This window comes from Acinetobacter sp. YH12102 (assembly GCF_013419125.1).
Taxonomy (GTDB): Bacteria; Pseudomonadota; Gammaproteobacteria; order Pseudomonadales; family Moraxellaceae; genus Acinetobacter; species Acinetobacter pseudolwoffii.
This window is the reverse complement of record NZ_VPAS01000002.1, coordinates 99666-116978: the sequence shown is the minus strand read 5'-3', so window position 1 is coordinate 116978 and position 17313 is coordinate 99666. Positions and strand designations below refer to the sequence as shown.

13 protein-coding genes, 1 pseudogene and 1 riboswitch are annotated in these 17313 nt (G+C 43.3%); of the genes and pseudogenes, 8 read left to right on the top strand and 6 right to left on the bottom strand.

The annotated features are described in order from the left end of the window. Nucleotides 1–41: 41 nt before the first annotated feature. The gene (locus FTU42_RS02420; RefSeq protein WP_074384065.1) at nucleotides 42–593 is read left to right on the top strand and encodes a hypothetical protein; all 552 of its coding nucleotides are present in this window, start codon (nucleotides 42–44) and stop codon (nucleotides 591–593) included. Between the two features lie 43 nt (nucleotides 594–636). Here the strand turns inward: FTU42_RS02420 and infC are convergent, their stop codons facing one another. From infC to FTU42_RS02400, 4 genes are all read right to left on the bottom strand, one after another. Continuing rightward, nucleotides 637–1134, bottom strand: a complete 498-nt coding sequence (gene infC, locus FTU42_RS02415) for a translation initiation factor IF-3 (protein ID WP_004647518.1) — start codon at nucleotides 1132–1134, stop codon at nucleotides 637–639. A 59-nt stretch (nucleotides 1135–1193) separates the two neighbouring features. Further along, nucleotides 1194–3116: a threonine--tRNA ligase gene (gene thrS / locus FTU42_RS02410; RefSeq protein WP_005095787.1), complete on the bottom strand. Its 1923-nt coding sequence runs from the start codon at nucleotides 3114–3116 to the stop codon at nucleotides 1194–1196. Nucleotides 3117–3340: 224 nt separating this feature from the next. Next, nucleotides 3341–4510 (bottom strand): alanine racemase, encoded by a 1170-nt coding sequence (locus tag FTU42_RS02405; RefSeq protein ID WP_159138721.1) that lies wholly within the window; start codon nucleotides 4508–4510, stop codon nucleotides 3341–3343. Nucleotides 4511–4522: 12 nt separating this feature from the next. Beyond that, nucleotides 4523–5806, bottom strand: coding sequence for a D-arabinono-1,4-lactone oxidase (locus FTU42_RS02400; RefSeq protein WP_180072058.1), 1284 nt, complete (start codon nucleotides 5804–5806; stop codon nucleotides 4523–4525). A gap of 233 nt (nucleotides 5807–6039) precedes the next feature. On the opposite strand from FTU42_RS02400, the gene FTU42_RS02395 reads away from it, so the two are divergent. After that, the gene (locus FTU42_RS02395) at nucleotides 6040–7680 is read left to right on the top strand and encodes an acyl-CoA synthetase (protein ID WP_159138719.1); all 1641 of its coding nucleotides are present in this window, start codon (nucleotides 6040–6042) and stop codon (nucleotides 7678–7680) included. A gap of 186 nt (nucleotides 7681–7866) precedes the next feature. On the opposite strand, the gene trpB is transcribed toward FTU42_RS02395, so the two are convergent. Together trpB and FTU42_RS02385 are read right to left on the bottom strand one after the other, a co-directional pair. Continuing rightward, nucleotides 7867–9111, bottom strand: a complete 1245-nt coding sequence (gene trpB / locus FTU42_RS02390; protein WP_005095779.1) for a tryptophan synthase subunit beta — start codon at nucleotides 9109–9111, stop codon at nucleotides 7867–7869. Next, entirely contained in the window at nucleotides 9092–9736 is a 645-nt protein-coding gene (locus tag FTU42_RS02385) for a phosphoribosylanthranilate isomerase (protein WP_159138718.1), read from the bottom strand. The genes trpB and FTU42_RS02385 overlap by 20 nt, the downstream gene beginning before the upstream one ends. A gap of 144 nt (nucleotides 9737–9880) precedes the next feature. After that, nucleotides 9881–10093, top strand: a riboswitch (cobalamin riboswitch). 36 nt (nucleotides 10094–10129) lie between these two features. On the opposite strand from FTU42_RS02385, the gene FTU42_RS02380 reads away from it, so the two are divergent. The 6 genes and pseudogenes from FTU42_RS02380 to FTU42_RS14750 all read left to right on the top strand — a co-directional run. Next, a complete protein-coding gene (locus FTU42_RS02380; RefSeq protein WP_159138717.1) occupies nucleotides 10130–11989 on the top strand; it encodes a TonB-dependent siderophore receptor in 1860 nt (619 codons plus the stop codon). Between the two features lie 91 nt (nucleotides 11990–12080). Continuing rightward, entirely contained in the window at nucleotides 12081–12665 is a 585-nt protein-coding gene (locus FTU42_RS02375) for a cob(I)yrinic acid a,c-diamide adenosyltransferase (RefSeq protein ID WP_005172582.1), read from the top strand. A 142-nt stretch (nucleotides 12666–12807) separates the two neighbouring features. After that, a complete protein-coding gene (locus tag FTU42_RS02370) occupies nucleotides 12808–13521 on the top strand; it encodes a glycerophosphodiester phosphodiesterase (RefSeq protein ID WP_005095772.1) in 714 nt (237 codons plus the stop codon). Nucleotides 13522–13961: 440 nt separating this feature from the next. Beyond that, nucleotides 13962–15125 (top strand): acyl-CoA desaturase, encoded by a 1164-nt coding sequence (locus tag FTU42_RS02365; RefSeq protein WP_005095770.1) that lies wholly within the window; start codon nucleotides 13962–13964, stop codon nucleotides 15123–15125. Nucleotides 15126–15259: 134 nt separating this feature from the next. Continuing rightward, the gene (locus FTU42_RS02360) at nucleotides 15260–16705 is read left to right on the top strand and encodes a YdiU family protein (protein WP_180075554.1); all 1446 of its coding nucleotides are present in this window, start codon (nucleotides 15260–15262) and stop codon (nucleotides 16703–16705) included. A gap of 193 nt (nucleotides 16706–16898) precedes the next feature. Beyond that, nucleotides 16899–17309: pseudogene (locus tag FTU42_RS14750) on the top strand (hypothetical protein); the annotation flags it as partial. Nucleotides 17310–17313: the final 4 nt, after the last annotated feature.

The window sequence follows — 17313 nt, the reverse complement described above, 5'->3', positions numbered from 1 at the left end:
GCTCATTAAAATAATACGCTTTATGATCATAAAAATAAGCTATGAACGCGTCAGAAAAAATCCTGTTTCATCAGAGTAGTCCGATCATGCGCGCTATCGGATATTTACTACTCTGTTATCCGGTTGGCATATTCAGCATTTTTTATTTAAGCAGTCTGCGTAGCAATTCCAGCTTTCTGCAAGGATTGTTATTTTTATGGCAGGAGTCGCCTGGCTTTTATGTTTATATCGGCGGCTTTCTTGGTCTTTCGCTGCTCATGCTGGGAACCAAACTAAAAATAACGTCTCAGGCAATTTATTATACTTTGGCCGGTTTCCGGATCAGCCTCTGCTTAAAACGACACTCGGTACACTATAGCTTTCTGAATCCGCGATACGATTCTCTCAAAGCCCATCTCAAGCGCTGGCTGAGTAGAACTCCAGCGCATCTCATCAGTCAACGCGATGGCACGCTAGATTTTAGATTATGCCAGCCTGATCTGATCAATCAAATCTGTCTCGGATTTTTCCGGATTCAATTGTCAATGTTTTCCCGGCAACAGGCTCAACAGATTATGCAGGCCATACAAACTGCCTGGAATTTTAGGGCATAAAAAAAGCCCTGCATCTGCAGGGCTTTTTTCGCTTCATGAGTGCTTACTTTTTCTTTTTAGGACCAAGCAGCATACCCATTTGACGGCCTTCCATTTTCGGCATCTGTTCAACAGTACCGAATTCAGCCACGTCAGCTTCAATTTTTTGCAATTGAGCCAGACCCAACTGTTGGTGCGCCATTTCACGGCCACGGAAACGAAGGGTGATTTTCACCTTGTTACCTTCTTCAAGGAACTTGATGATTGCACGTAGTTTTACGTTGTAATCACCAACATCAGTACCCGGGCGTAGCTTGATTTCTTTCACCTGGACTTGATGTTGTTTTTTCTTCGCTTCTTTCTGCTTTTGCTTAAGATCAAACAAATGCTTGTTGAAGTCCATGATCTTACATACTGGTGGCTCAGCATTGGCTACGATCTCGACAAGATCAAGTTCCACACTTTCTGCTGCGCGCAGGGCTTCAGCTAAGCTTACAATCCCTTTTTGCTCACCATTTTCGTCTACAAGACGGACTTCTTTCGCACGAATTTCATCATTCAAGGCAGGACGGTTTGATTTGTTACCGCCCTGTTGATTACGGTCAGGCTGTTTAATCGCTGTTACTCCACAATGTACCGGCCGCGTTCGGCAACGGCTGCTTTTACTAGGTCAACGAAAGCATCGATTGACATAGTACCCAAATTTTTTCCTGAGCGGGTACGGACGTTTACTGTACCTTCTTCAACTTCCCGGTCCCCAAGTACCAGTAAGTAAGGAATACGCTCTAAAGTACGTTCACGAATCTTAAAGCCGATTTTCTCATTTCTCAAGTCAGAAATTGCACGAATACCGTTTTCTTTAAGTTTTGCGACAACTGACTCACATGCTTCTGCCTGAGAATCGGTAATATTCATCACACACGCTTGCATCGGCGCCAACCAAGGTGGCATGAAACCTGCGTAGTGTTCAATCAGTATACCAATAAAACGTTCAAAACTGCCAAGAATTGCACGATGTAACATTACTGGCTGATCGCGGTCGTTATCTTCTGTGACATAAGACGCATCTAAACGTTCTGGCAAGTTAAAGTCACACTGAATGGTACCACACTGCCAGACACGCCCCAGACAGTCTTTCAGAGAGAATTCAATCTTTGGACCATAGAATGCACCCTCGCCCGGCTGAAGCTCCCATTCAAGACCCGCAGCATCTAAAGCATCTGCTAAAGATTTTTCAGCCATATCCCAAAGTTTGTCATCACCGACACGTTTTTCAGGACGTGTTGATAATTTCATTTGTACTTCTTCGAAGCCAAAATCTTTGTATACGTCGAGTGTCAATTTGATAAAGTCTGCAACTTCAGGCCCAATCTGTTCTTTGGTACAGAAGATATGCGCATCATCTTGGGTAAAGCCACGTACACGCATAATGCCGTGTAAAGAACCTGATGGCTCGTTACGGTGACATGAACCAAATTCTGCCAGACGTACCGGAAGATCACGGTATGATTTTAAACCCTGGTTGAACACTTGTACGTGACAAGGACAGTTCATTGGTTTAACCGCGTAGTTACGGTTTTCAGAATGCGTGGTGAACATGTTGTCTGCATAGTTGGCAGCATGTCCTGATTTTTCCCACAGCGTGAAATCAACCACTTGCGGGGTACGGATTTCTTCATAGCCGTTGTCTTGCTGAACTTTACGCATGTATTGTTCAAGTACCTGGTAAATGGTCCAGCCGTTCGGATGCCAGAACACCATACCCGGTGCTTCTTCTTGCATATGGAACAAGTCTAGCGCTTTACCAATTTTACGGTGATCGCGTTTTTCTGCTTCTTCAATACGTTTTACATAAGCTGCAAGCTGTTTCTTGTCTGCCCACGCTGTACCATAAATACGTTGTAATTGTTCGTTTTTCGCATCACCGCGCCAGTAAGCGCCCGAGATTTTAGTCAGCTTGAACGATTTTAAGAATTTGGTATTTGGAACGTGCGGACCACGGCACATATCCAAGTAATCTTGATGGTAGTACAAGCCCATTTGTGTTTCTTCAGGCATGTCGTTGATCAAGCGTAATTTGTATTCTTCGCCACGCGCTGTGAATTCTGCAATCACTTCGTCACGCGGGGTCATTTTTTTCACAACATCATAGTCTTGATCGATGAGCTTTTTCATACGCTCTTCGATGGCTGCCATGTCGTCTAATGTGAATGGACGTGGCATCCAGATGTCATAGTAGAAACCTTCTTCAATGACCGGACCAATGACCATCTTTGCTTCTGGGAACAGTTGCTTAACCGCATGACCCACCAAATGCGCGCAAGAGTGACGAATAATTTCGACACCGGCTTCGTCTTTAGGCGTAATAATTTGTAAGGTTGCATCTTCAGTGATGAGATCAGACGCATCCACTAAACGGTCATTTACACGACCAGCAACGGTATTTTTTGCAAGACCAGGACCAATGCTGAGTGCAACGTCCATCACAGATACGGCTTGATCAAACTGTTTTTGATCGCCATTTGGCAAAGTGATAATTGGCATAAGAAATCCTTAAGGAGTGATGCCCCGTACCATGGAGCATGTCACCGCGAGATTATGATCGAGGAAAACCTCAAAAGATAAAAACGGTGGATAAATAAAATCGATTCGAATTTTACACGGCTTGGCCGCATGATTAAACCTTTTCCCCAATAAAAATCAGATTTACCCCCAAATCTTTCCCTGATCTTTAAAGACTTAGGCTCATCTCTTAATTCAAAATGTGGTTATTCCCGGAAAGTCTGCCACTCAATAAATGTTCTCTCACGATAAACATAGAGCTGGGCAAATTGTGGAATGATGGCTTCACTTTGTGTCGGCCTTAAAAACACATAATCATTGACATGAATATTGCATTGCCTAGGTACCTGAAGCATTTCCTGATTACTACTGCGACCATACAACAGATGCGGCCGGCTTTTTTCAGGATAAATATAATCTGCCTGCCAATAGCCACCATAGATAAACAGTGCTTTATGCCGATGCGGCAAATGATTCAGCATTTCCAGACCCGGAATCTGGCTATAAGACAATACCTTCAAAATCGGTGTGGCAATCCAGAGCGCACATTTTAAAGCGGATAAATTGTCCAGATCGAAGTCACTGGGTTTGAGCAGCATCGAGCCAAAAGCCAGATCATTACAGACACTCTGCTGGCAATGCTGCATAAAGGTCGGACTGCCACCACCGTTAAAACACAAATCTGCCCGCCATAAATCTGGGAATTGCTGCTGAATAGTATTTTTATATTGTTGATAAATCTGCTGCGATTGCTGATAACTTTTTTCGGGGCTTTTCAAAATATTCGGCAATTTGGCGACATGTGCATCATAGCCCATCAACCCCGAAAGCCTGAGAGCGTCGGGATGTTGCTGAATGAGTTTGAGTAAGGCTATTAACTGTTGCTGGCTACTCACCCCACCACGATGTAAGCCGACATCAATTTCAATATTGATATTTAACTGAAGATTAGATTCTTGAGCGAATTGCAGATATTGCTTCAAGCGTTTTATGTCATCGACCAGCCATTGAATATTGCTTTGATCATTTGCTTTATTTTGTTCAGGAACGTTTTGATAAAAACCTTGTACCGCATGAATCGGCATTGGCTTACCTAGCAAGATATCGGCCTGTTCAAATGCTCTCATCATTTCTAAAAGATGGGGTAAATGAAATACCATAAATCGTCGGGTATTCAGCTTTTCACTGGCCAGTTTGAGTAGCTGGATACTGGCTAGAGACTTCACCACCAGACGCGGCTTGAGCTGCGCAGGGATTTTTGCCTGTACAATCTCCAGATTCTGCTGATATTGAGCCAGATCCAGAATCAGTTGCGATGTACCAGTTCCCTGCTGCTGCAAATCTCGGGTCAGTTGCTGAAAATACTTCGATTGCATAATTCGCTCCTGCTATTCAGACAAAAATAACTGCTGTAAATGCGGATTAAGCCATTTTTGCTGCGGATCCAGTTGCTGCCGCAATCTCATAAAATAATCCCATTTTGGGTAAAGATCACACAGCGAAGCGGCTGTCATGCTGTGCAACTTTCCCCAATGTGGCCGTCCCTGATATTTCTGAAAAATCGGCTCGACCAGATCGAAAATAGCTCGGCAATCCTGTTTATAAAATTGATGAATCGAAATCGAAACCGAATCACGCTGATAAAAAGGACTCAGCCAGATCTCATCGCCTTTAACATAACGGAATTCGATCGGGAAAAACATCGGCACATTCTGCTTCCTTAAGGTGGCTAAAACCTCCTGCAGACATTGCAAGCCGGAATCGACCGGAAGCTGATATTCCATTTCATTAAATCTGGTCTGACGCGGAGTCGGAAAAATCCGGGATGACCAATCTACATAACAACTCGGTTTAACAAAAACACCCAATAATTTTTGCAGATAAGGATTAGATGCAGGAATAAATCGGGTCAATTCAGAACACAAAGTCAATAACGCATCTTCAGATGGCCAGTTCTCCTGCCTTGGCTGAATTTCATCCTCCGTTTCATCCAGGGTTTTTAGCATGACCTGATCGGCATGCAGAAAAGCCCAAAATTCAATATGCCGGTGCTGATGTTTCCATTGATCGATATGCGCAAATACTTCTTTTAATGGACACAGCCGAATCTGTTCTTTTAATTTATAGCGCGGACGATTTTGCAGGGTAATTTTGGTCAATATCCCCAGACTACCTAACGCCACACGCCCCGCTTGAAATATCTCGGTATTCTGCTGATGATCACATTGCAACAGCTCTCCATCTGCAGTCAGCAATTCAAAACCGTCCACAAAAGCAGATAAACAGGGTAAATCGATGCCGGTGCCATGCGTTCCCGTGGAAATCGCTCCCGCCAGACTTTGCTGATCAATGTCACCCTGATTGGGTAAAGCTTGATTGATCGGGGCAATATATTCACCTAAATCATATAAACGCGTACCAGCGTGCACGGTACATTGAACTTTTGCCTCATCCAAAGCCACCACACCTTTTAAATGATCGAGATGAAGCAGCACATCATTGGTTTTAGCCAAAGCACTAAATGAATGCCCCGCACCTACTGCACGAATCTTTGCCTGTGACTTCACCAAACCTTGTAATTCGCTTATTTCTCTGGGCTGAAAAACTTGAGGAGCGCTGTGCTGACTCCCTGACCAGTTTCGCCAGACTGCATTCGCCTGTTGTATTTTCATTATTATTCTCTGGCTCATATTATTTTACTGACTCAATTAGAGTAAAATACCTAAAAAATCAAATATGGGAACCCACGGGTTCAAAAAAATCAAATAGGGCTAAATATTTTAATTAATATTCAATGACTTAAAATTTATATTAATTTACTCGACTAAAGCATAAATGCAAGATTTCGAAGAAGTGCATATCTTTTCAAAAGGATATGAAAATAACGATACAACGGAGTTTTACCATGGTTAGCGCATACGATGAATTACCGCGTACCCCCGCAAATTTTGTAGCCTTGTCACCTTTACGCTATCTAGATCGTGCAGCTTATATCTATCCGAATCAAAATGCGATTATTCATGGTCAGCGCCGCATTACCTGGCGTGAAAAATACAATCGCTGCCGTCAGTTTGCCAACCAACTCCAAAAATTAGGCATCGGTAAAAATGATACCGTGTCTGTCCTGCTGCCTAACGTCCCTGCCATGATTGAAGCGCACTTTGCTGTGCCGATGGCAGGTGCGGTACTCAATACCTTAAATACCCGTCTGGATGCCAAGACTCTCGCCTTTATGCTGGAACATGCTGAAAGCAAAGTCTTATTGGTCGACCCTGAATTTACTGCACTTGCGACCGAAGCACTGGCGCTGGTTTCACAAGAGATCTATGTGATTGATGTGGCCGATGCAGAGTTTGAAGGTGAAGACAGCCGTATTGGTCAAATCGAATATGAAGACTGGATTGCCCAAGGCGATGCAAATTTTGACTGGCATTTGCCTCAAGATGAATGGGATGCCATCAGCTTAAGTTACACCTCTGGAACTACCGGCAATCCCAAAGGTGTGGTTTATCATCACCGCGGTGCCTACATTAACGCAGCCAGTAATATCATTGCTTGTGGCATGATGCCGCGTGCCACCTATTTATGGACACTGCCACTGTTCCACTGTAATGGCTGGTGCTTCGCCTGGACTATGGCGGCCAACGGCGGAACCAACGTCTGCCTGCGTAAAGTCGATGCCGAACTGATTTTCAAACTAATTGCTGAACATAAAGTCGATTACTTCTGTGGCGCACCGATTGTCCTGTCAATGCTGATCAATACCCCTGAAGAGAAAAAGACCAAAATTGACCATCGGGTCGAAGTGATGGTGGCCGGTGCTGCACCACCGGCTGCAATTATTGAAGGCATGCGCAATATTGGCATTAATGTGACGCATGTCTATGGCTTGACTGAAACCTACGGTCCTTCTGCCCTGTGTGCGTCACAAGCCGGCTGGAGCGATCTGTCTATTCAAGAACAGGCGCAGCTGCATTCCCGGCAGGGCGTCCCCTATCCGCTACAAGATGGTATGAAAGTGCTTGATCCTGACACCATGCAGGAAGTTCCGCATGATGGTCAGACCATGGGCGAGATCATGTTCCGTGGCAATATCGTGATGAAAGGTTATCTGAAAAATCCGGAAGCGACCGCAGAAGCCTTTGCCGGTGGCTGGTTCCATACCGGCGATCTGGCCGTGTGTCAGCCTGATGGCTATGCCAAAATTACTGACCGATCTAAAGACGTGATTATTTCCGGAGGGGAAAATATTTCCTCACTAGAAGTCGAAGAAGTGCTGTATCAGCATCCTGCCATTTTAACGGCAGCTGTTGTGGCCAAGCCGGATCCACGCTGGCAGGAAGTACCATGTGCCTTTGTAGAACTCAAAGCAGGACAAACTGCAACAGCGGAAGAGATTATGGAATTCTGCAAACAGCATCTGGCACGTTTTAAAGTGCCTAAAGATGTTGTGATTACCGAAATTCCAAAAACCTCGACCGGAAAATTGCAGAAATTTGTTTTACGCGAATGGGCCAAAGAACGCGCGCAAAGTGAGTTTTCTTAAAAGATTACACTCCTCCCGAATAGATCTATAGATTGTTAAGATCAATCGGGAGCACGCGGGTTTATTCATTTAAAGCTTATCCAATAAAAAATCGTGCCAGGAAGACCTGGCACGATTTTTTTATTTATCTCTGGTGAGATTCAACCTCTCCCAAACCCTCTCCTAAAAGGAGAGGACTTAAGGAAATTACATCTCAACCATTTCCACGCCATCAATACGCGCTACAGTCATCAAGTCCTTATCACCACGACCTGAAACCGTCGCAATAATAATTTGATCCTTGTCCATGGTCGGTGCAAGTTTAGACACATAGGCCATCGCGTGCGCACTTTCCAGTGCAGGAATAATCCCTTCAATCTTGGTCAAGTCACGGAAGCCTTGTAGGGCTTCATTGTCCGTGATCGGTACATAGTTCACACGTTCCATATCTTTCAGGAAGCTATGTTCTGGCCCCACACCCGGATAATCCAGACCGGCAGAAATTGAATGCGTTTCAATGATCTGACCTTCTTTATCAGACATCAGGTAAGTTCGGTTTCCATGCAGTACACCGACATGACCGGCATTCAATGGCGCTGAATGTTTACCGCTTTCAATACCCAAACCCGCGGCTTCTACACCGTACATTTGCACATCTTGATCGTTCAGGAATGGATAGAACAAGCCCATTGCATTGGAACCACCACCAACACAGGCTACCAAGGCATCAGGCAGACGACCAGCTTGCTCCTGAATCTGACGGCGTGCTTCACGGCCAATAATCGACTGGAAATCACGTACCAGCTGCGGATATGGATGTGGGCCTGCCACGGTACCAATCACATAGTAAGTTGAATCGACATTGGTTACCCAGTCACGCATGGCTTCGTTCATGGCATCTTTCAAGGTTTTAGAGCCACTTTGTACAGGCACAACTGTCGCACCGAGCAAACGCATACGGTACACGTTCATGGCCTGACGTTTGACATCTTCAGCGCCCATAAATACCACGCACTCAAGACCTAAACGTGCTGCAATTGTGGCGGTTGCTACACCATGCTGACCGGCACCTGTTTCGGCAATAATACGCTTTTTACCTGACAATTTTGCAAGCAAGGCCTGACCAATAGTGTTGTTGACCTTATGCGAACCGGTATGGTTCAGGTCTTCACGTTTCAGATAAATTTGCGCACCACCCAACTCTTTCGACCATCGTTCAGCATGATATAAAGGACTCGGACGACCGACGTAAAACGCCAGATCACGGTCAAATTCTGCCAAAAACTGTGCATCATCTTTCATACGGAAGTAGAGCTTTTCCAAGTCTTCTAAAGCCGCCATGAGTGTTTCTGACACAAAACGTCCGCCATGAATACCGAAATGCCCGCGTTCATCCGGGAATTGGGTATAGTCAACTGCCTGACTGTTCTGGCTAGTACTTTGCTGATCCACGATGGACTCCTTGCATAAAGCGTTCTATGAGTTGTTGGTCTTTAATACCTTTTGCGGACTCGACACCGCCACTCACATCTACGGCATAGGCCTGTGTGGTGAGAATTGCCTGTTCGATATTGTCAGGATTTAAACCGCCTGCCAAGATCAAGGGAATATCAAGTTTGGGAAATGTCTCCCAATCGAAGCTGTGGCCCGTACCACCTTTCAGATCAGGATGCCATGCGTCTAACAGCACTGCACTCGCGCCAGCATCTTGATAACGTTGAATTTCTACAACTACGTCAAGATCAGGTTTGACCTGAATGGCCTTGTACCAGCGGCGTCCGACCTGTTGAGCGATTGTCTGACATTGTTCCGGCGTTTCATCACCATGGAATTGCACAATATCAAGATGAACCGTTTGCAAGATATCCTGAATCTCATTAGCTGAATGATTCACAAACAGTCCAACCACTTGCACATAAGGTGCAATGGCTTGAACCAGTTGAGCAGCTTGAGCGGCTGTAACAGCTCGGGGACTCGGTGGATAAAATACGAATCCTATCGCATCTGCACCTGCGTTCACCACAGCATGAACATCTTCGACTCGGGTGATTCCACAAATTTTGGCACGGGTTCGCATATTATTCTGGCTCTAGATCTACCAATGTCTTGAACAATCTATAAGATTGGGGCAAATCATTGTAATGCAATTTTTCCGGCTTGCGTAAAGTTCATCCGGATTATTCTTGCTGTAGATTGTGTATAAGGCATACAAACTTTATACTGCGCCCATCTTGCAACGAGCCAAAGCAGCCTCCTGCTTTAGGGAAGCTGGTGTAAATCCAGCACTGCCCCCGCAACGGTAAAAATGAAACGTCTATCAAATAAACCGCTTCGGTTTACACCACTGCATCTTGATGTGGGAAGGTGGATAGACAGCAAAGCCTGTACTTTGCACATTTAAGTCCGGAAACCTGCTTGTTGTGTTCTATCACCCAATCATTCACGGGGAAGTGAATGTATGGAGCATTTCATGTCTATTCAATTTCAACCTACTGCCTTGGTAGGTGCGATCGCACTTGCGTTGGGTACCACTTCATCTGTTTTTGCTGCCGAGCAAAAAGTTGCAAAAGCATCTTTGGATACCATTGTGGTGACTGCTTCTCGTAGTGAACAAAATATCAAAGATGTACCCGCGCGTATTTCGATTATTGAGCCTGCAATTCTTGAGCAATCTCCCTTAGCCTCATTACCACACTTATTAAGTAATGAAGCATCTCTAAATATGGTGCAGTCAGGTGGCTATGGTCAACAATCATCTATTTTCCTAAGAGGCACAAATTCAACACACACTCTTGTTTTACGTGATGGTGTGAAACTTAATAGTGCAACAAGTGGTGTTGCATCTCTAGCATATATTGATACAACAGACCTCAAACAAATCGAAATACTTAAAGGTCCTGCTTCAGTTTTATATGGTACGAATGCTATTGGTGGGGTCGTACAGCTTGTTTCTAAAACTCCTGAAAAAACAGGTGTATTTGTTACAGGTGAAGTTGGTGAAAATAAAACTTATAAATCTATTGTCGGTGCTGACCTCGCTGAAAATGGGTTTTATGCCCAAATTCGTGGTCAACGCCTAGAATCAGATGGAACTCAAGTGACCAACGCTGAGCAATCTGATATTAAAACTGGTGATTTCGAACAAAAAGGTTTTAGTACTAAATTTGGTTTTGAAGATGAGCAAGTCGCTCTTTCTTTGGATTATGCACAAAACGAAGGTCAATCCACTTATGTTTCAAGTGTTTTTGCATCAGCTCCCTCTTATGCATTTTTAAATTTAAAAAATAACGCTGTCGATTTCAAAAATGAAAGTATCAATGTGAAAGCAAAATATAAACTTTCTGATCAACTTGAATTAAATGCACGTTTATCTCAATTTAAAGATGAAAGTGATCAATTAGATTCAAAAGATTTTGTAAATAGTAAAACCCAAGAAGCTGACCTATACACGAAAGTCATTTTACCAGCTCACCAAAACATCCTATTAGGTACCACTTTCCAAAATACCAAAGCCGATGCTATTTCTAGCGGATCTCCATATAAAGGAGACGTTGATTCACAAGGTTATTATATTCAGCACCAATACAGCAATCACGGTTTAAATACTCAAATTGGTATTCGTGTAGAAGACAATGACCAATTTGGCACGCATACCGTCGGTCAGGTGGCAGCTCGCTATCAAATATTGAAAAACACAAGTATTTACACTAATTGGGGCACAGCATTTAGAGCACCTAACTTAAATGAGCTCTATGTTAACTATTATGGCAATCCAAATTTAAAACCTGAAGAAAGTGCATCTTTTGAATTCGGTATTGATCAGAAGCTCCCTCTTGGATTTACCACTGGTTTGTCTGCGTATACTAACCAAGTGAAAAACCTCATTGATTATAATGATAAAAATGGCTACATCATTGACAACGTGAGTAAAGCAAAATTTGAGGGTATCGAAAGCTACGTTCATTGGGAACAAGATCAACTGTTTGCAAAACTTTCACACAACTATGTGAAAGCTACAAATGAAGAGATTCATAAGGAATTAGCTCGTCGTCCTCGTCAAAGCCTAACCTTGACAGCTGGATTACAAAATTCAGTTTATGGCATTAGCACATCGGTATCATCCAAATCAGCACCTAAAGACAATTCAAAAGTTGCTGGTTACGCAACGATTGATTTGAATGCGTATTGGAATGTAAATCCATCTGTCAAACTTTTCACTAATATCGACAATATTGGTGATGTAAAATTTGAAACCGCATCATACGGAGATGATCTTTTCTATATCAACGGCGGTCGCCTCGCTTCTGCCGGTGTAACCTTTACATACTAAGTTCAGCGTTTCAATAAATACTTTTGAGCATCATGTCATGCCTATGGCATGATGCTTTTTATTTACAGCATTTAAAAATCAAGGAAATCACATGGGTCACCGTTTAAGTAAGATTTATACCCGCACAGGCGATTCAGGCACCACAGGTTTGGGTGATGGTTCTCGCGTTGCCAAAGACGATTTACGTATTGATGCGCTCGGTGATGTGGATGAACTCAATGCCGTGATTGGTGTATTACGTGCACAGATTTCAGCAAGCACGATTGAAGATAAAGCCACTTGGGACAAATCTTTAAGCCTGATTCAACACTGGTTATTTGATCTCGGTGGTGAAGTGTGTATTCCGGGTTTTAATCTGGTACAACCTGTGTCGATTGATTTTTTAGAAAATGATATCGACCGTATGAATGAAGCCTTGCCAATGCTCAAAGACTTTATTCTGCCTGCTGGCACTTTAGTCTGCAGCTTTGCCCATCAGGCGCGCGCAGTCTGCCGCCGGGCAGAACGTAGCGTGATGTCAGTCCACTCTCGCGACCAGAATATTCAGGCAGCGTCGCTACAACTGCTGAACCGTTTATCAGACTGGCTATTTGTAGCATCGCGCACCTTGCAACGCAGCGAGGGCGGTTCAGAAGTGCTGTGGCAAAAAAATATCAATGACAGCATCGAAAACTAGAATTATTTCTTGATTCTAAATCTAAAAATACGCGTCAGATGTATCTTGATTTTACAGTGCATCTGACGACAATAAGCCTTATCATCTTTTTGTCACATAGCACGCATACAATGAAATCAACTTCTCAATTTATGGGCAGTCTATGCGCATAATTGGTCATCGTGGTGCACGTGGCGAAGCCCCTGAAAATACCCTAGGCGGTTTTCAATATATTCAAGACATCGGTATTCGCGCCGTTGAGTTTGATGTGCGTCAGCTCAAAGACAATGCCTTAATCATCATGCATGATGATGATTTTGTGCGAACCACAGGTTTGCAAAAGCATTTATATGAATGCAATCGTCAAGATCTTGCACACTATAATCATGCTGTGACCTGGTCAGACTGGAATAAAGTCGAAGCCACTCCCCTTTTAAATCAGACCTTAAATGTCATTCGAGACTTTGAGCATATTGAAGTCGAAATCAAAAGTGTCGATTCCGAAGCTGCGGCTGAGAAAATTGCACTGGGCGTTGCACAGCAACTGCAAGGCTATGAGCAGGCGGCCATCATTACCAGTTTTGATGCCAAAGTCCTGCAAGCCTTCAAACAGCAAAATTCCCGGCTAAAACGCGGTTTACTCATCGAAACCGACCTAAAATATCAAGCGATTGATCAGGCGCTAGAACTGGATTGCTGTCATATTGGCTGGATGAATGAGCTGGCCAGCAAAGACCTGATTCAGGCCACCCAGGCTGCTGAATTAAATATCAGTGTCTGGACGGTCAATGATGTGAGCCGAGCCAAAGAGCTGCGTGATTGGGGAATTCAAGGGCTAATTACCGATTACCCAAAACTGATGCTGCAGCAACTCTAAAAAACACCCTGATTATTGATCAGTTCAAATCGTTTTATTTAAGACAGCTCGATTTCATGTCAAGCTATTAAAGCGTGTCTGACTTTTAGATTGATTCGACTTGAATGTTAAATTAATTTTCTATGAGATATATTCTGCAAATTTTCTGGCAATATTGTAGAAATGATGAACAGTTAAATCGCTTAATATTAGCCCAATTAAATAGTCTAAAAGACCGATAATCCTCAGTCACTTAGTCGGAAATCAAGCCCCGTCTAGACTGGCAAAATGGTCGTTTTTGCCCTACTTATCCTGTTACTGACAAGTACAATACAACCGTACAATAATGCTAGTGATGCTATAGGCCACATGCTAATATAAACAAGATAGGCTGCTGTTAAAATCAACAGTGGTTTCTGCTTTTTGTTAAACCTTCCGAGGTTCTAGGAGTGCTGTTGGAGATGAATGCTCCCTTACCCAAAGCCCCCATTAACTGGATTGCGGTGTTTGCATTGGTGTTATTACCCATTGTCGCCCTGATTGCAATTCCGTTATATGCGTATCACCATGATTTTAGCGCCGCCGCTTGGATCAGCATGTTTGTTTTACTGGGCGTAAGCAGCCTTGGCATTACAGCAGGATACCATCGCCTGTGGGCACATCGTGCTTATGAAGCCACTCTACCATTAAAAATCATCTTAATGATTATGGGTACATTTGCTGTACAGAATAGTATCTTGTTCTGGGCATCTGGTCACCGTACTCATCATCGTCATGTCGATGATGTGGATCAAGATCCGTACTCGATCAACAAAGGTTTCTGGTATGCACATATCGGCTGGATGTTACGTGATTATCCATCAGGTGTGGCAAACTATAAAAATGCGCCAGATCTGTTAAAAGACAAAGTCGTCATGTTTCAGGACAAATACTATATTCCATTAGTGATTGCCGTTCATGCTGCTATTTTGCTTCCAATTGGCTGGGCAGTCGGCGATGTCTGGGGAGTCTTGCTGCTGGGTGGATTAGTGCGTTTAATCCTAAGCCATCATGTGACTTTCTTCATCAACTCGCTGTGTCACATGTGGGGCAATCGTCCTTATACCGACGAGAACACTGCACGTGACAACTTCGTACTTGCGATTGCCACCTGGGGTGAGGGTTATCATAACTATCACCACATTTTCCAGTACGATTACCGTAATGGCGTGAAATGGTGGCAATACGATCCAACCAAATGGTTGATCTGGACCTGTTCTAAACTGGGTTTAGCCAAAAACTTACGTCGTATTCCTAGCTTTAATATCAAAAAAGCGGAACTGGCAATGAAGTTTAAATATGCTGAACAGGATCTTGCGGTCTATGGCCATGATGTTTCTGAAGACATCATTACTGTGAAAACCAAGATTGCACAGGAATATGATGCCTTTACCCAAACCTTAAATGACTGGGCCAAACTAAAAGAGCAAGAAATTCAGGTGAAAAAGGCTTCTATGGCAGAAAAAATTCACCAGATGGATGACAAACTGAAAGTTGAATTCCAGCTGGTTGAACAGCGTTTATCCCATCACCGGGCAACCTTGAATTTACTGGTTCGTAATTTGAAAAAATCAGCAGTATCTTAATAAAACTGCTCACAAAAAAGCCCCAATCGGGGCTTTTTTTATGTCTGAAAGATAACTTGAACTCTCGTTTATACAACAGTTTTCTACAGGCAACTTTGTTATAGTCAAGGTATTCCAAGCCTGTACTAAGTGCCATGTATTTTAACTCTCGTTATCAAACCCTTCCTGCTGCCCTTTACCACCATCAAGTTCCGCTACCGTTGAAAGGCGCAAAAGCCGGGCATTTTAACGTAGCTTTGGCAGAACAACTGCAATGGTCAGATGAAGACAAAGCGCAATGGGTCGAGATGTGTAGTGGTCAGAAAGTCTTTGCTGAGTTTCAACCCTTGGCCATGGTCTACGCAGGTCATCAGTTTGGTCAATGGGCTGGACAATTGGGAGATGGTCGCGGCCTGTTAATTGCACAGATCCTTGATCAGGAAGGTCAGACTATTGACCTGCATTTAAAAGGTGCGGGTGCAACGCCCTATTCGCGTATGGGTGATGGGCGTGCAGTGCTGCGTTCAGTGATTCGTGAATATCTGGCGGGTCATGCTTTAAATTCTTTGGGTGTAGCGTCGAGCAATGCGGTTGGCTTTACTTCCTCAACGCAAGGCATTCAACGCGAAAAGCTCGAACCCGGTGCAATGATGTTACGTACCTCAGACTGTCATATTCGTTTCGGGCATTTTGAATGGATCAATCAGTATCAGTCGGATCTGCTGGCTGAATTTACCCAGAAATGTATTGAATGGCATTATCCGGAATGCCTGCAAGCCGAACAGCCGATTCTGAGCTTTGCCACCAAAGTTATTCAGCGCACTGCCGTCATGATTGCCAAATGGCAACTGGTTGGTTTTGCACATGGCGTGATGAATACTGACAATCTGAATATTACCGGCTCGACTTTGGACTTTGGTCCTTATGGCTTTATGGAACGCTTCCGTCCGAACTGGATCAATAACCATTCGGATTATCAGGGGCGTTATACCTATCAGCAACAACCAAGTATCGGGCACTGGAACTTGTGGCAATGGTTAAACAATCTGGTTCCCCTCTGCCCTGTGAATTATGACAAAGAACAATGGAAACAGGATCTGGCCGGCTGTCTGGAACATTATGAGCCGACATTCTTGGAACATTACAAACACGGTTTAAACCAGAAAATGGGTTTACCAGGTTTCCATAAAGACAGTTTTGACTGTGCGATGGCATTTTTACGAATCTTGCAAAGTGAGCAACTGGATTACACCCAGAGTTTTATCCGCCTGCAAAATAAAGACTATGACGCTATTAAAGATGATTGTCTGGATCGCCGTCAGTTTGAAGCTTTCCTGACACAATATGAAACTATTCGTGCACATCAGGATATTGAAGAACTGGATGCCGCCATGAAGCAAGCCAATCCGCATTACATTCTGCGCAATCACATGGCACAGAAAGCCATTGAACGGGCAGAGCGTGATGATTTTTCCGAAGTCGATCGTTTGTTTAAATTGCTCAGCCAGCCTTATCTGAAACAGCCAGATCTGGAACATGCTGAAGATTTAGCACCATTGCCAAGTGATGTACCGGAAGTGATGGTGAGTTGTTCGTCTTAATTTATTCACATCAAAAACAAAAACTGTGGATAATTTAAGCGTTATCCACAATCTAAACAACATACTATCCTCTGAATGCATCATAATTTTGAGCAATATTTCGTATAACAGCCATTATATTAAATTTGGCAAGGATCTCTAAGAAAATCAGTATAGTGTTAATATTTATTGATTAAAAAAGAGAGTTAAATTAGTGAAATACTCAAAAGAAAAAATAGTAAAAGCGTTATTACTTGCTCCGCTACCATTACTTTTCTTTGCAGCATTGTTCTTTATCATAATGAATCGTGAATACAGCCTATATTCAATTTTTGTGATTTTTGTAGGACATGCTCTTGTTTACTTAGCTTATTGTATTTTAACTGTACCTTTCAGCTTCATGTTTTCAATTCTTTTAAATCGCTATAGCCTCCTTAACTTGCTGACCATCTGTATTAGTTCTCTAATTATTGCTACACCATTTTTTGTTCTTTTAGGGTGGAGTCATACAGGAGAAATTTCGAAAGAATGGTGGAAGATGTATACCGATACTTGGACTATTCTTATGGCTCTATTTCCAGGTTTGTCTTATTGGTTATTTTTAACTGATTTCAAAGTTAAAGAATTTT

Bases quoted from the DNA above. Each gene is read 5' to 3' on its own strand.
- FTU42_RS02420 (WP_074384065.1), top strand. From the start codon at position 42: ATGAACGCGTCAGAAAAAATCCTGTTTCATCAGAGTAGTCCGATCATG.
- thrS (WP_005095787.1), bottom strand. From the start codon at position 3,116: ATGCCAATTATCACTTTGCCAAATGGCGATCAAAAACAGTTTGATCAA.
- FTU42_RS02405 (WP_159138721.1), bottom strand. From the start codon at position 4,510: ATGCAATCGAAGTATTTTCAGCAACTGACCCGAGATTTGCAGCAGCAG.
- FTU42_RS02400 (WP_180072058.1), bottom strand. From the start codon at position 5,806: ATGAAAATACAACAGGCGAATGCAGTCTGGCGAAACTGGTCAGGGAGT.
- FTU42_RS02395 (WP_159138719.1), top strand. From the start codon at position 6,040: ATGGTTAGCGCATACGATGAATTACCGCGTACCCCCGCAAATTTTGTA.
- FTU42_RS02385 (WP_159138718.1), bottom strand. From the start codon at position 9,736: ATGCGAACCCGTGCCAAAATTTGTGGAATCACCCGAGTCGAAGATGTT.
- FTU42_RS02380 (WP_159138717.1), top strand. From the start codon at position 10,130: ATGTCTATTCAATTTCAACCTACTGCCTTGGTAGGTGCGATCGCACTT.
- FTU42_RS02375 (WP_005172582.1), top strand. From the start codon at position 12,081: ATGGGTCACCGTTTAAGTAAGATTTATACCCGCACAGGCGATTCAGGC.
- FTU42_RS02370 (WP_005095772.1), top strand. From the start codon at position 12,808: ATGCGCATAATTGGTCATCGTGGTGCACGTGGCGAAGCCCCTGAAAAT.
- FTU42_RS02365 (WP_005095770.1), top strand. From the start codon at position 13,962: ATGAATGCTCCCTTACCCAAAGCCCCCATTAACTGGATTGCGGTGTTT.
- FTU42_RS02360 (WP_180075554.1), top strand. From the start codon at position 15,260: ATGTATTTTAACTCTCGTTATCAAACCCTTCCTGCTGCCCTTTACCAC.